The sequence below is a fragment of the Novosphingobium silvae genome, assembly GCF_009856825.1.
GTDB classification, from domain to species: domain Bacteria; phylum Pseudomonadota; class Alphaproteobacteria; order Sphingomonadales; family Sphingomonadaceae; genus Novosphingobium; species Novosphingobium silvae.
The window spans coordinates 1-12,961 of record NZ_WVTD01000003.1 but is presented as its reverse complement, the minus strand read 5'-3'; the positions used below and the strand labels follow the sequence as shown (position 1 = coordinate 12,961).

At 65.3% G+C, this 12,961-nt stretch carries 15 protein-coding genes; 12 read left to right on the top strand and 3 right to left on the bottom strand.

Going from position 1 to position 12,961, the window contains the following annotated elements:
* Positions 1-53 precede the first annotated feature (53 nt).
* The 3 genes from GR702_RS05070 to GR702_RS05060 all read right to left on the bottom strand — a co-directional run bounded on the left by GR702_RS05070 (position 54) and on the right by GR702_RS05060 (position 3,651).
* Complete coding sequence (locus GR702_RS05070) at positions 54-1,265, bottom strand: benzoate/H(+) symporter BenE family transporter (protein ID WP_160984895.1); 1,212 nt, start codon at positions 1,263-1,265, stop codon at positions 54-56.
* 10 nt (positions 1,266-1,275) lie between these two features.
* Positions 1,276-2,604, bottom strand: coding sequence for an MFS transporter (locus tag GR702_RS05065; protein ID WP_160984894.1), 1,329 nt, complete (start codon positions 2,602-2,604; stop codon positions 1,276-1,278).
* A 123-nt stretch (positions 2,605-2,727) separates the two neighbouring features.
* Positions 2,728-3,651, bottom strand: a complete 924-nt coding sequence (locus GR702_RS05060; protein WP_160984893.1) for a LysR family transcriptional regulator — start codon at positions 3,649-3,651, stop codon at positions 2,728-2,730.
* 112 nt (positions 3,652-3,763) lie between these two features.
* Here GR702_RS05060 and GR702_RS05055 point away from each other — a divergent pair, with 112 nt between their 5' ends.
* From GR702_RS05055 to GR702_RS05000, 12 genes are all read left to right on the top strand, one after another.
* On the top strand, positions 3,764-4,936 hold the full coding sequence (locus tag GR702_RS05055; protein WP_160984892.1) for a muconate/chloromuconate family cycloisomerase: 1,173 nt from the start codon (positions 3,764-3,766) through the stop codon (positions 4,934-4,936).
* 3 nt (positions 4,937-4,939) lie between these two features.
* Positions 4,940-5,230 (top strand): muconolactone Delta-isomerase, encoded by a 291-nt coding sequence (catC, locus tag GR702_RS05050; protein ID WP_160984891.1) that lies wholly within the window; start codon positions 4,940-4,942, stop codon positions 5,228-5,230.
* Positions 5,231-5,270: 40 nt separating this feature from the next.
* Positions 5,271-6,191 carry a dioxygenase family protein gene (locus tag GR702_RS05045; RefSeq protein ID WP_160984890.1) on the top strand — a complete coding sequence of 307 codons (921 nt, stop codon included), beginning with the start codon at positions 5,271-5,273 and terminating at the stop codon, positions 6,189-6,191.
* Positions 6,192-6,218: 27 nt separating this feature from the next.
* The gene (locus GR702_RS05040; RefSeq protein WP_160984889.1) at positions 6,219-7,577 is read left to right on the top strand and encodes an SRPBCC family protein; all 1,359 of its coding nucleotides are present in this window, start codon (positions 6,219-6,221) and stop codon (positions 7,575-7,577) included.
* A complete protein-coding gene (gene benB / locus GR702_RS05035; RefSeq protein ID WP_160984888.1) occupies positions 7,574-8,098 on the top strand; it encodes a benzoate 1,2-dioxygenase small subunit in 525 nt (174 codons plus the stop codon). The genes GR702_RS05040 and benB overlap by 4 nt, the downstream gene beginning before the upstream one ends.
* Positions 8,099-8,108: 10 nt before the next feature.
* On the top strand, positions 8,109-8,894 hold the full coding sequence (gene benD / locus GR702_RS05030; RefSeq protein WP_160984887.1) for a benzoate diol dehydrogenase BenD: 786 nt from the start codon (positions 8,109-8,111) through the stop codon (positions 8,892-8,894).
* A 14-nt stretch (positions 8,895-8,908) separates the two neighbouring features.
* Positions 8,909-9,616 carry a CoA transferase subunit A gene (locus GR702_RS05025; RefSeq protein WP_160984886.1) on the top strand — a complete coding sequence of 236 codons (708 nt, stop codon included), beginning with the start codon at positions 8,909-8,911 and terminating at the stop codon, positions 9,614-9,616.
* Entirely contained in the window at positions 9,616-10,266 is a 651-nt protein-coding gene (locus tag GR702_RS05020) for a 3-oxoacid CoA-transferase subunit B (protein WP_160984885.1), read from the top strand. Before GR702_RS05025 ends, GR702_RS05020 begins: the two co-directional genes overlap by 1 nt.
* Positions 10,267-10,281: 15 nt before the next feature.
* Entirely contained in the window at positions 10,282-10,599 is a 318-nt protein-coding gene (locus GR702_RS05015; RefSeq protein WP_160984884.1) for a 2Fe-2S iron-sulfur cluster-binding protein, read from the top strand.
* 3 nt (positions 10,600-10,602) lie between these two features.
* Complete coding sequence (locus tag GR702_RS05010; RefSeq protein WP_160984883.1) at positions 10,603-11,373, top strand: alpha/beta fold hydrolase; 771 nt, start codon at positions 10,603-10,605, stop codon at positions 11,371-11,373.
* Positions 11,374-11,377: 4 nt separating this feature from the next.
* Positions 11,378-12,580, top strand: coding sequence for a 3-oxoadipyl-CoA thiolase (gene pcaF, locus GR702_RS05005; protein ID WP_160984882.1), 1,203 nt, complete (start codon positions 11,378-11,380; stop codon positions 12,578-12,580).
* Between the two features lie 2 nt (positions 12,581-12,582).
* A partial coding sequence (locus GR702_RS05000; protein WP_160984881.1) for an FAD-dependent oxidoreductase occupies positions 12,583-12,961 on the top strand: 379 nt, incomplete at its 3' end.

The window sequence follows — 12,961 nt, the reverse complement described above, 5'->3', positions numbered from 1 at the left end:
GATACTCTCCCGATTTTTCGTTTTTCTGAAAGGAGCGGCTCCGTTCGCAGCCGCTATGTCGTCGCCGCCTTGAGCCGGGATCTGGACGTGAAAGTCTGGAGCAAGTGCACGGCGAGGCCGAAGATCAGGCCCCAGAACGCGGAGCCGAGACCCGCCAGCGTCATGCCCGAGGCGCTGACCGCGAATGTAACGAGCGCTCCGTCGCGGCCCTGCTCGGCGCGCAAGGCGGTGCTCAGCGAGCCGGAGACGACCGGAAACAGCGCCAGGCCGGCGAGCGCGGCAATCAGGGTGTTGGGCAAAGTGGCGAACAGGGCCAGTACGGTCGCGGCGAAGGCGCCGAAGATCAGGTAGGTCACGCCGCCCGCGATCCCCGCAAGATAGCGCTTCGCCGGATCTGGGTGCGCGTCCGGGCCGAGGCAGATCGCAGCGGTGAATGCAGCCAGGTTCAGGCCATGGCAGCCGAACGGGGCCAGCAGGATCGAGCCGATGGCGCTGGCCGAGACGATCGGGCGCGCGGATGGTGTGTCGTAGCCAGCGGCGCGCAGCACGGCGATGCCGGGAAGGAACTGCCCCGTCAGCGCCACGATGGCCAGCGGCAGGGCAATGCTTGCCGTGGCGGCCCAGTCGAACCTGGGCGTGGTCCAGACCGGCATCATCAGGCGAGGGATGCCCACTGTGCCCGAGAGGCCGCCGTCAAACATGGTAAGCGCGACGCCCGTCACCAGCACGGCCACGACGGCATAGCGCGGGGCGAGCACGCGTCCGGCGAAGAACGCGGCGATCATCGCGATTACCATGACGGGCGCGGAAGGCACGGCGGCGATCATGTCGATCACGAAGCGGAACAGGATGCCCGCCAGCATGGCCGCCGTGATCGCGGCAGGCAGGCGCTTCATCAGCCGGTCGAACGCCCCCGAAGCGCCCACGGCCAGTACGGCGAGGTTGGCGACGATATAGGCGCCCACGGCCGTGGCGAAGTCGGTTTGCGGCAGCATCGTCACCAGCAGCGCCGAACCCGGCGCCGACCACGCTATGACGATGGGTACGCGCCAGCGCCAGCTCAGCACGATGCCAAGGAGCCCGCTGCCGATCGAGATCGCCCATATCCACGAGGCAACCACCGCCGGCTCCAGCCCTTGCGCGGCCTGGAACACGATCACCAGAGGTCCGGCGTAGGATATGGTGGTGGCGATGATCCCGGCGATGATCGCCGGGATCCACGATGTCTGGCCTTGTGCCGGGACAGTCTCGAGGGTGGTGGTCATGATCGTCCGCTCACGCCGCAAGGGCGTAGGCGTCCCGGCTTTGCTGCTGGCGGCGGCTCACCATGTAGAGCCCGGTCGCCGCGACGGAGACGAGGCCCGGAATGGAGAAGGCGAGAAAGTTGAGCGCCATCGGAAGTTCCGCCGCGAGCAGCAGTCCGCCCAGCATCGGTCCGACGATCGCGCCGACCCGGCCCATACCCGAGGCCCAGCCCAGTCCGGTGGAACGCACCGAGAGGCTGTAGAACTCCGCGACGCTGGCATAGAGCAGGATTTGCGTGCCGGTGGTGCCGGCGCCGGCAATGAAGATCAGCAGGTACAGCACTGGCATGATGGCGTTCAGGCCGAGCAGGGCGATGCACAGCGCGCCAAGGGCGAAGTAGGCCATGACAACGCGGGGAAGCCCGAAACGATCGGCCAGACGGCCGCCCATGATCGCTCCGAACATGCCACCGAAATTGAGCGCGAGCAGGAACGAGAGGCTGGATCCGAGGCTGTATCCAGCACTGCGCATCAACTGCGGCAACCACGAACCCAGCGCATAGACCATCAGCAGGCAGCAGAAGAAGCACAGCCACATGGACAGCGTGCCCAGCGTGCGGTCATGCCGGAAGAGTTCTCCGACCGAGGCGCGGCCCGCGTCGGCCTGGCGCAGTACCAGCGGCGCGCCGGAGGCAGCTTCCGGGGAAAGCTGGCGAAGGATCGCGCGGGCCTTGTCCTGTTCGCCTTTGCGCACCAGGAAGCCGACCGATTCCGGCAGGCCGCGCAGGATCAACGGAAGCAGCGCCAGCGGCACGGCGGCGGCCAGGAACATCGCCTGCCAGCCGAACCGGGGCAGCAGCCAGATGCCCAGCCCGGCCGCGACCATCCCGCCCACGGCATAACCGCTGAACATCAACGCCACGAGCGTGCTGCGCATCCGCTTGGGAGCATATTCGTTCGTCAGTGCAACGGCATTGGGCATCAGTCCGCCACAGCCCAGGCCCGCCGCGAAGCGCAGCACGCCGAACATCGTCGGCGTCGTCACGAAGCCGTTCAGGAACGTCGCAGCGCTGAACAGGGTGAAGCAGATGGTGATGCACTTTTTGCGGCCGATCCGGTCGCCCAGCGGACCAAAGAGAAGCGCGCCGGACATCATGCCAAACAACGCCCAGCTTGCCAAAGAACCGGCTTGTGGCGCGGTAAGTTGCCACTGCTCCATCAGCTTGGGAAGAACGACGCCGTAAATGAATACGTCGTATCCATCGACTATGAGCAGCAATGCGCAGGCTACGATTATCCTTAGGTGAAGGTTACCGAACCTGGATTCGTCGACAAGACGATTTACATCGATACCTTGCATATCGATTCCTCTCCCATTTCACATTGTGTGATTTTCCGGAAAAGTGAATGACCTGCAGAGGTTCAACAAATACCGTTTAAGTCCGATGCGAATACGCAGCGGGTATCGCCGGAAACGTACCGGTCACAATTCCTCGCCAAGCGCGGCAGGCACGTCGTAGCCCCATTGTGCATATTGCCGCGCGATCACCGATGCCATGAGCGCCAGTTCGGGAGAGCGGTCTCCCGGGCGGTGGCTCATGATGATGGGGGAGGTGGCGGGCTCCACCAGTTCGCGAAAGGCGACATCGTGGCTGCGCGCGCGGCGCACCGATTCCGGGACGATGGCCATGCCTTCCTCCGCCGCCACGAGGCCGATGGCGATCTGCAGTTCGCGCGCCTCGTGAACGATCCGCGGCTCTATCGAATGGTCCCGAAACAGCGAGATAACCTGGTCAGCATAGCTGGGGCGGGGCGCGCGCGGGTAGATGATTTGTGGCTCGTCGGCCAAGTCGCGCAGGGAGATCGGCCCGCTTCCGCTGGCCAGCGGATGATCGACCGGGAAGGCAGCCACCAGTTTCTCGTTGCGCAGGATGATGCGGCGAACCGATGGATCCTCGAAGCGGATGCGCCCGAACCCGACATCGATGCGCCCGTCCTTGAGCGCGGCGATCTGATCCAGCGTGGTGGCTTCCACCATGACCAGTTCCACGTTCTCCGCCGCCTTGCGGAATTCGCGGATCAGTTCGGGCAGGCGAGCATAGATGGTGGAGGCGACGAAGCCGATCACCAGCCGCCGCCGCTTGCTGGTGGCGGCGGCCCTTACCATCGCCTCCACGTCCTCCATGCGCGCCAGCACCTGCAGCGCCTGTTCGTGGAGCAGGCGGCCGACGGCGGTGAGCCGCAGCGGGCGCACGCCGCGATCTAGCAGCGGCGCGCCGACATGCGCCTCCAGCTGCTGGATCGCGCGCGAAAGCGGCGGCTGGGCGATGTGCAGCCGCTCGGCGGCGCGGTTGAAGTTCCCTTCGTCCGCCACGGCCACGAAATAGCGCAGAAGGCGCACGTCCATCACTATAGTATACCTCTCAGGTATAGGCCTGTGACCGCATTGATCTTTGCGGCCGGTGCGACCGATGCCTAACTTTCCCTTCGAAAGCTAAACATTCGGGAGAGTCGCTGCAATGGCCCTGTTGAGCCAAGCTGATACCTTGATCGTCGATGTGCCGACGATCCGCCCGCATGTTCTGGCTATGGCCACGATGCATTCGCAGGCGATGGTGATCGTGCGCCTTACCGACAGTGATGGCGTCGAAGGCATAGGCGAGGGTACCACCATCGGTGGCCTCAGCTATGGCGAGGAGAGCCCCGAGAGCATCAAGTCCGCCATCGACACCTATATCGTCCCGGTCCTGAAGACCTGCGATATCGCCCGTGTCGGCGCGACGATGGTCAAAGTCGCCAAGTGCGTGCGCGGCAATCACTTCGCCAAGTGCGCGGTGGAAACCGCACTGCTGGACATGGCCGGCAAGCGGCTGGGCGTGCCGGTCTCTGACCTCATCGGCGGCGGCCGCGTGCGTGATGAGATGCCCGTCGCCTGGACCCTCGCCAGCGGCGACACCGCGCGCGACATTGCCGAGGGTGAGGAAATGCTCTCGCTGCGCCGGCACCGCATCTTCAAGCTGAAGATCGGCAAGCGCGACGTCCGTGACGACGTCGCCCATGTGGGCGCGATCTGCAAGGCGCTGGGCGACCGTGCCAGCGTGCGCGTGGACGTGAACCAGAACTGGAGCGAGGCGCAGGCCAAGCGGGGCATGGCGATGCTGCAGGACGTGGGCTGCGACCTCGTCGAACAGCCCATTGCCGGGGACGATATTGCGGCGATGGCCCGCCTCGCCACGACGCGAGGCGTGCCGTTGATGGCCGACGAGGCGCTGCACGGCCCGCGCACGGCGCTGCGCATTGCCTCGGCGGCGGCAGCGGGCGTCTTCGCGCTGAAGATCGCGCAGTCTGGCGGCTTGTTCGCCACCGCCGAAGTCGCCGCCATCGGCACGGCGGCGGGGATCGGTCTTTATGGCGGCACGATGCTGGAAGGCGGCGTGGGCACGGCAGCTTCGGCCCATGTCTTCGCCACCGTTCCCGAACTTGCGTGGGGCACCGAACTGTTCGGGCCGCTGCTGCAGACCGAGGAAATTCTCACCGCACCGCTCGGCTACGGCGATTTCGCGGTGAAGGTGCCCACCGGCCCTGGCCTAGGCATCGCGCTCGATCCCGACAAGATCGCCTTCTTCCGGCGTGACCGCTCGACCACCGTGGCCGCCGCACCCATCCTTCACGCCGTAAACGCAGGAGCCTGAGCCATGCTGTTCATGGTCGAAATGGACGTCAACATCCCACTGGACTTCGATGCCGAAGAGGCGGGGAAGATCAAGGCCGCCGAGAAGGCCTATTTTCAGAAGCTTCAGCAGGCAGGCACCTGGCGGCACATCTGGCGCAAGGTGGGGCTCTATTCGAATGTCTCGATCTTCGATGTCGAGAGCAATGCGGCGCTGCACGACACGCTCATGGGCCTGCCGCTCTACCCCTTCATGACCATGAAGGTCACGCCGCTCTGCCGGCACCCATCCTCCATCCATGACGACGATCGCTGATCGCCGGAGCCACTGCATACAGTCCCTGGGAGAGAACAAAATGGACGTCAGCTTTGTAAAGACCCCGGAAATCCAGCAGCTGCTCGACCGCGCCGCGGGCGTGAACGAGAGCGGCGGCAGCCCGCGCCTCAAGGCGATCATGCGCGACCTTACCGAATCGGTGATGGAGCTGATCGTCCGCCACGACATTTCCGAAAGCGAGTTCTGGCTCGCCATGAAGTACCTGTCGGACAGCGCGGGCGAAATCGGGCTGATCGTTCCGGGCATTGGCCTTGAGCACTTCCTCGACCTCTACATGGATGCCAAGGACGCCGAGGCCGGCCTCACTGGAGGCACCCCGCGCACTATCGAAGGGCCGCTCTACGTCGCCGGTGCGCCGCTGGTGGAAGGCAACGTGAACCTTTCCGTCGATGAGGACGAGGGCACCACGGTCCTGCACATGACCGGCCATGTCACCGGGCCCGACGGCGAGGCGGTTCAGCAGGCGATCGTCCATGTCTGGCATGCGAATTCGAAGGGCTGGTATTCGCACTTCGATCCCACCGGTGAGCAGACCCCGTTCAACAACCGCCGCCGCATCAAGCTTGGCAAGGACGGGCGCTATGCGTTCCATTCCAAGCAGCCGAGCGGCTATTCGGTGCCGCCGGGCGGTTCGACCGACCAGCTGATGCAGGCGCTGGGCCGCCATGGCAATCGTCCGGCTCACGTCCACTTCTTCATTGAGGCGCCGGGCTATCGCACGCTGACGACGCAGATCAACTTCGGCGACGATCCCTTTGCCGAGGACGACTTCGCCTTCGGCACCCGCGAGGGTCTGCTGCCCGTGCCCAGCCGCCAGGGCGACAGCGCCTATATCCAGTTCAACTTCCAGATGCAGCGCGCCGCCGACGATAGCGACGAGCGATTCTCCTCGCGCGCCCGCGCCGAAGCCGAGCCGCAGCCCGAAACAGAAACGGCCTGACCACAAACAATGACGGGAGACAGGACCATGTACGAACGCCTCATGCACCGGATCTCGACGGCCGTCGTCGATGACGTCGAAACCGGAGAGTTCCGCTGCCGCCGGGACGTCTTCACCGACCCGGCGCTGTTCGAGCTGGAAATGAAGTACATCTTCGAAAGCAACTGGGTGTACCTTGCCCACGAAAGCCAGCTTCCGAAGAAGAACGACTACTTCACGACCTGGATCGGGCGCACGCCCGTGATCCTGACCCGTGCCAAGGACGGCGGCTTCAACTGCGTCGTAAATGCCTGCGCGCATCGCGGCGCCAAGCTGTGCCGTCGCAAGCGCGGCAACCAGCCGCTGTTCGTCTGCCCCTTCCACGGTTGGAGCTTCAAGACCGACGGCAAGCTGCTCAAGGCCAAGGACGCCAGCACCGGCGCCTATCCGGACAGCTTCGACCACGAAGGCTCGCACGACCTCACCCGCGTTCGCGTGGAGAGCTATCGCGGCTTCGTGTTTGGTTCGCTGAACCACGACGTGCTGCCGCTGAAAGAGCATCTTGGCGAAACCAGGGTAATCATCGACCAGATGGTCGATCAGGCGCCCGAGGGGTTGGAAGTGCTGACCGGCAATTCCACCTATACCTTCGACGGCAACTGGAAGATGCAGATGGAGAACGGCTGCGACGGCTATCACGTCAGCTCCGTTCATGAGAACTACCAATCCACCATGGGCCGCCGCGCCGAAGGCGGCACCAAGGCGGTGGACGCCAACGGCTGGTCCAAGGCGCCCGCCAGCGGCGTCTACGGCTTCGAGCACGGTCACATCCTGCTCTGGACGCAAGTGATCAATCCCGAAGTGCGGCCGATCTGGAATCAAAAGCCGGACCTTGACGCCCGGCTGGGCGAGGACCGGGCCAGGTTCATCATCGAGCAGACGCGCAACCTCGCGCTCTACCCCAACGTGTTCCTGATGGACCAGTTCTCCACCCAGATTCGCGTCGTCCGCCCGATCGACGTGCACACCACCGAGGTGACGATCTACTGCTACGCCCCGAGGGGCGAGAGCGCCGAGAACCGCGCCCACCGCATCCGCCAGTACGAGGATTTCTTCAACGTCACCGGCATGGGCACGCCCGACGATCTGGAGGAGTTCCGGTCCTGCCAGAAGGCCTACGAAGGCGCGGGCGAACTGTGGAACGACCTCAGCCGCGGCGCCAAGCGCTGGATCCACGGCCCGGATGCCAATGCCTCAGCGATGGGCATGAACCCGCTGCTCTCCAGCGAGCGCAGCGAGGACGAGGGCCTGTTCGTGCGCCAGCACGAGTTCTGGGCGCAGATCATGCTCGACGGGCTGGCCAAGGACGCGGCCAATCAGCCGCCGATGATGGAGGCGGCGGAATGAGCACGCTCGACATAACGCGCGAGGCCCGATCCGAGGCTCTCTCGTACCGCGACATCTGCGCTTTCCTCTACCGCGAGGCGCGCCTGCTGGACGATCGGCGGTTCGACGAATGGCTGGAATGCTATTCCCAGAATGTCGAATACTGGATGCCCGCGTGGACCGACGATGACGAGCTCTGCACCGACCCGCAGAGCGAGATTTCGCTGATCTACTACGCCAACCGGCAGGGGCTGGAAGACCGCGTCTACCGCCTCAACACCGAGCGGTCCTCCGCCTCTACGCCCGAGCCGCGATCTGCGCACTTCATCGGCAATGTCGAAGTGCTGGAGAGCCGGGAAGGGCAGGTGGACTTGCGCTACAACTGGCACACGCTCAGCCACCGCTACCAGCAGACGCAGCAGTTCTTCGGAACCACGTTCCTGACGCTGGATACTTCTGGCGATGCGCCCACGATCCTGAAGAAGAAGATCGTCCTGAAGGACGACTACATTCATCAGGTCATCGACATCTACCACGTCTGAGGAGGTGGGGATGATCTTCAAGGCACGTTTCGCAGGCAAAGTCATGGTCGTGACCGGCGCCGCGCAGGGCATCGGGGCGGGTGTCGCGACCCGTGCGGCTGCCGAAGGTGCCATCGTGGTGCTGGTCGACCGCGCCGAGTTCGTGAGCGAGGTGGAACAGGCCATCGTCGCCGAAGGCGGAAAGGCAATGTCCGTCTGCTGCGATCTCGAGACTTATGAAGGCGCGGCCGAGGCGATGGCCAGGGCCGTCGCATCCTTCGGCCGCATCGATATCCTGATCAACAATGTGGGCGGCGCGATCCGGATGCGACCCTATGCCGAGTTCGAGCCGGCGCAGATCGATGCGGAAATCCGACGCTCGCTGATGCCCACCCTCTACTGCTGCCACGCGGTGCTGCCGACCATGCTGGAGCAAGGCGCGGGAACGATCGTGAACCTGTCATCCAATGCCACGCGCGGTATCCGCCGGGTGCCTTATTCGGCGGCCAAGGGCGGGATCAACGGCCTCACGCAGAGCCTGGCCATGGAATATGCCGAGGCAGGCATTCGTGTCGTCGCGACGGCGCCGGGCGGCACCAGCGCTCCGCCCCGCCGTGTTGCCCGGAACGCCGAAGGCGACAATGCGGCAGAGCAGGCATGGATGGCCGAGGCGGTCGCGCAAGTCACCGACTCCGCCTTCTTCAAGCGCTACGGAACGCTCGAAGAGCAGATCGCCCCGATCCTGTTCCTCGCCTCGGACGAGGCCAGCTACGTGACCGGAACGGTACTCCCCGTTGCCGGCGGCGATCTCGGGTAAGACGGAGACATAAGATGTCCAAGATTTACGACAGCCCACGGGTCGCCCTCGAAGGCCTGCTGTTCGACGGCATGACGATCATGTCGGGCGGCTTCGGCCTCTCGGGCAATCCCGAAAGCCTGATCCCCGAAATCCGCGCGGCGGGTGTGCGGGACCTGACGGTTATCTCCAACAACGCGGGCGCAGACGGGTTCGGCCTGTGGATGCTGCTGGAGAGCCGGCAGGTGCGCAAGATGATCTCGTCCTATGTGGGCGAGAACAAGCTGTTCGAAAGCCAGTACCTCTCGGGCGAACTCGAACTTGAACTCAACCCGCAGGGCACGCTGGCCGAGCGTATTCGCGCCGGCGGGGCGGGCATTCCGGCGTTCTACACCAAGACGGGCGTCGGCACCGTGGTTGCCGAAGGAAAGCCGGTAGAAGTGTTCGAAGGCGAGGAATACGTGCGCGAAACCTGGCTTCGGGCCGACCTGTCGATTATCAAGGCCTGGCGCGCGGACGAGGAAGGCAACCTGATGTTCCGCAAGACCGCGCGCAACTTCAATCCGAACATGGCGACGGCGGGCAAGGTCACAGTGGCCGAGGTGGAAGAGATCGTCCCCGCCGGCACCTTCGATCCTGACTGCATCCACACGCCGGGCATCTATGTCGATCGCGTGGTGCTCTCCACCATCAACGAGAAGCGCATCGAGAAGCGCACTGTCCGCGAGAGGGAGACCGTCTGATGAGCTGGACCCGCGACGAAATGGCCGCCCGCGCCGCGAAGGAACTGCGCGACGGGTACTACGTGAACCTCGGCATCGGCATCCCCACGCTGGTCGCGAACCATGTGCCCGAAGGCATCAAGGTCACGCTGCAGAGCGAGAACGGCATGCTCGGCATCGGCCCGTTCCCTTACGATGAGGACGTCGATCCCGACCTCATCAACGCGGGCAAGCAGACGATCACCGCGCTGCCCACCTCCAGCTTCTTCTCCAGCGCGGACAGCTTTGCGATGATCCGCGGCGGCCATATCGACATGGCCGTGCTGGGCGCGATGGAAGTCTCGGCCGAGGGCGACCTCGCCAACTGGACGATCCCGGGCAAGATGGTGAAGGGCATGGGCGGGGCGATGGACCTTGTCGCCGGCGTGAAGAAAGTGATCGTGGTGATGGACCACGTATCCAAGCACGGCGATCCCAAGATCCTCCCCGCCTGCACCCTGCCGCTGACCGGCAAGCGCGTGGTCGACATGATCGTCAGCGACCTTGCCGTCTTCGCGATCGACCGCAAGCAAGGCGGCCTCACGCTCGTCGAACTCGCCCCCGGCGTGACGCTCGACGAGGTGGCCGCCAAAACCGGCGCGCCTTTCGCCCATCGGCTGGAAATGGCGTAGGAGGTGGATAGCCTGGTGCCGAAGCTGATAGTTGTCGACCGCTCGGGACACGAAACCGCGATCGAGGCCAGAGAGGGCGCCACCGTGATGGAGGCGATCCGCGACAATGGCTTCGACGAATTGCTCGCGCTCTGCGGGGGTTGCTGCTCCTGCGCCACCTGCCATGTCTTCGTGGCCGAGGATTGGGCGGACGCGGCCGGCGCACCGGGAGAGGACGAGAACGACCTGCTCGATTCCTCCGACCATCGCGGCGCGCACTCGCGCCTATCGTGCCAGATCGCCCTCACCCCAGCGCTGAACGGCCTGCGCGTCACCATTGCCCCGGAGGATTGAACCATGCCTTTCACCCAGGTTCCCGGCGCCCGCCTGTATTGGAAGCGCGACGGCCGCGACGATGCCCCCGCGCTGGTGCTGCTCAACTCGATCGGCACGGACATGGATCTGTGGGACGATGCCCTGCCGCATCTGCGCGAACGTTTTGCCCTGTTGCGGATCGATACCCGTGGCCACGGCGCCTCGACGGCCGAGGGGGGAGACTTCTCCTTGGCCAGACTCGCTGACGATGTACTGGCCGTAGCCGACGATGCCGGGCTGGGGACCTTCGCGCTGGCGGGCGTGTCGCTGGGCGGCATGATCGGCATGGAACTGGCGCTGCGCGCGCCAGAGAGGGTCACGAAGCTGGCGCCGATCTGCACCTCGGCGACGATGGACAGGGCGGCATGGCAGGATCGCATCGTCAAGGTGCGCGGGGAAGGTATGGCCGCCATCGCCGATCTGGCGATGGGCCGCTTCCTCTCGGACAGGGCAGAGCCTGCCATACGCGAGACGGTGCGCCGCCAGTTGCTGGCCATGGATGCGCAGGGCTACGCGGGCTGCGGTGCGGCGATCCGTGACATGGACCTTGCGGATCGCATCTTCGGCATCGCTTGCCCGGTGCTGGTCGTCACCGGCACGCGCGACACATCGACGCCGCACGAAGGGCACGGCGAGCATCTCGTCTCCCGCATCCCTGACGCGGTCCACATCGCGCTGGAAGCAGCTCATCTCGCCCCCCTCGAAGCCCCCCAGGCGCTGGCTGCCGCGCTTACCTCCTTCCTCGAAAGCTGATCCCGTGACCGAAGCCTTCATCTGCGACGCCATCCGCACCCCCATCGGCAAGCTGAACGGTTCGCTCGCCACCGTCCGCGCGGACGATCTGGCCGCCCTGCCGCTCAAGGCGCTGATGGAGCGTAACTCGAATGCCGACTGGGCCGGGCTCGACGATGTGATCCTGGGCTGCGCCAATCAGGCAGGCGAGGACAACCGCAACCTGGCGCGCATGGCCGTGCTGCTGGCGGGGCTGCCGGAGGGCGTGCCGGGCGTGACCGTCAACCGGCTGTGTTCCTCCGGCCTCAACGCGGTCGGCATGGCGGCGCAGGCGATCCGCAGCGGTGATGCGGACTTTCTAGTCGCCGGAGGCGCCGAAAGCATGACCCGCGCGCCTTATGTCATGGGCAAGGCGGACAGTGCTTTCGGACGCGGCCAGAAGATCGAGGACACGACGCTGGGCTGGCGCTTCGTCAATCCCGCGATGAAGGCGGCCTACGGCATCGACACCATGCCGCAGACCGGCGAGAACGTCGCCGAGCAGTGGCACGTCAGCCGCGAGGAGCAGGACCGCTTCGCGCTCACCAGCCAGCACAAGGCAGCGGCGGCGCAGGAAAGCGGCCGCTTCGCCGCAGAGATCGTGCCGGTCTCGATCCCGCAGAAGAAGGGCGATCCCATCCTCTTCGCCGCCGACGAGCATCTTCGCGCGACCAGCATCGAGGCGCTGGCGAAGCTCAAGCCCGTGGTGAAGACCGACGGCACGGTGACGGCGGGCAACGCCTCCGGTCTCAACGACGGTGCGGCGGCCATGCTGGTCGCCAGCGAGGAGGCGGCGAAGCGCCACGGCCTCACTCCGCGTGCCCGCATTATCGGCATGGCCGCAGCGGGCATTGCCCCGCGCGTGATGGGCGCCGGCCCGATCGAGGCCGCGCGCAAGGTTCTCGCCCGCAACGGCATGAGCGTGGAGCAACTCGACATCATCGAGCTGAACGAAGCTTTCGCCAGCCAGGCCATCGCCACCTTGCGCGATCTCGCTATCGATCCTTTCGACCCGCGCGTGAACCCCAACGGCGGCGCCATCGCGCTGGGTCACCCGCTCGGCATGTCGGGCGCGCGCATTGCGATGTCGGCGGTGGAGGAACTCCAGCGACAAGGTGGGCGCTACGCGATGGCCTTTATGTGCATCGGTGTCGGGCAAGGTCTTGCCGTGCTGATGGAGCGCGTCTGATGATGGATCGGGCAGACGTCGTCATCGTGGGAGCGGGTCATGGCGGGGCGCAGTGCGCCATTGCCTTGCGCCAGAACGGGTTCACCGGAACCATCACCGTCATCGGCCGCGAGCCTGAGTACCCTTACGAGCGCCCCCCGCTCTCCAAGGAATACTTCGCGCGCGAGAAGACGTTCGACCGGCTCTATATTCGTCCTCCCACGTTCTGGGCGGAAAAGGACGTCACGTTCCTGCTCGGCACCGAAGTGACCAAGGTCGATGCCGAGGCACATGAACTGACGCTCTCGAACGGCTCCACGCTGTCGTACGGCAAGCTGGTCTGGGCGACCGGGGGCGATCCGCGCCGGCTTTCGTGCTCGGGCGCGGAGCTTGCCGGGGTCC

Excerpts from the sequence above, each read along its gene's own strand:
- GR702_RS05060 (WP_160984893.1), bottom strand. The coding sequence starts at position 3,651 with ATGGACGTGCGCCTTCTGCGCTATTTCGTGGCCGTGGCGGACGAAGGG.
- GR702_RS05040 (WP_160984889.1), top strand. The coding sequence starts at position 6,219 with ATGTACGAACGCCTCATGCACCGGATCTCGACGGCCGTCGTCGATGAC.
- GR702_RS05055 (WP_160984892.1), top strand. The coding sequence starts at position 3,764 with ATGGCCCTGTTGAGCCAAGCTGATACCTTGATCGTCGATGTGCCGACG.
- GR702_RS05010 (WP_160984883.1), top strand. The coding sequence starts at position 10,603 with ATGCCTTTCACCCAGGTTCCCGGCGCCCGCCTGTATTGGAAGCGCGAC.
- catC (WP_160984891.1), top strand. The coding sequence starts at position 4,940 with ATGCTGTTCATGGTCGAAATGGACGTCAACATCCCACTGGACTTCGAT.
- benB (WP_160984888.1), top strand. The coding sequence starts at position 7,574 with ATGAGCACGCTCGACATAACGCGCGAGGCCCGATCCGAGGCTCTCTCG.
- GR702_RS05025 (WP_160984886.1), top strand. The coding sequence starts at position 8,909 with ATGTCCAAGATTTACGACAGCCCACGGGTCGCCCTCGAAGGCCTGCTG.
- GR702_RS05065 (WP_160984894.1), bottom strand. The coding sequence starts at position 2,604 with ATGCAAGGTATCGATGTAAATCGTCTTGTCGACGAATCCAGGTTCGGT.
- GR702_RS05070 (WP_160984895.1), bottom strand. The coding sequence starts at position 1,265 with ATGACCACCACCCTCGAGACTGTCCCGGCACAAGGCCAGACATCGTGG.
- GR702_RS05020 (WP_160984885.1), top strand. The coding sequence starts at position 9,616 with ATGAGCTGGACCCGCGACGAAATGGCCGCCCGCGCCGCGAAGGAACTG.
- benD (WP_160984887.1), top strand. The coding sequence starts at position 8,109 with ATGATCTTCAAGGCACGTTTCGCAGGCAAAGTCATGGTCGTGACCGGC.
- GR702_RS05045 (WP_160984890.1), top strand. The coding sequence starts at position 5,271 with ATGGACGTCAGCTTTGTAAAGACCCCGGAAATCCAGCAGCTGCTCGAC.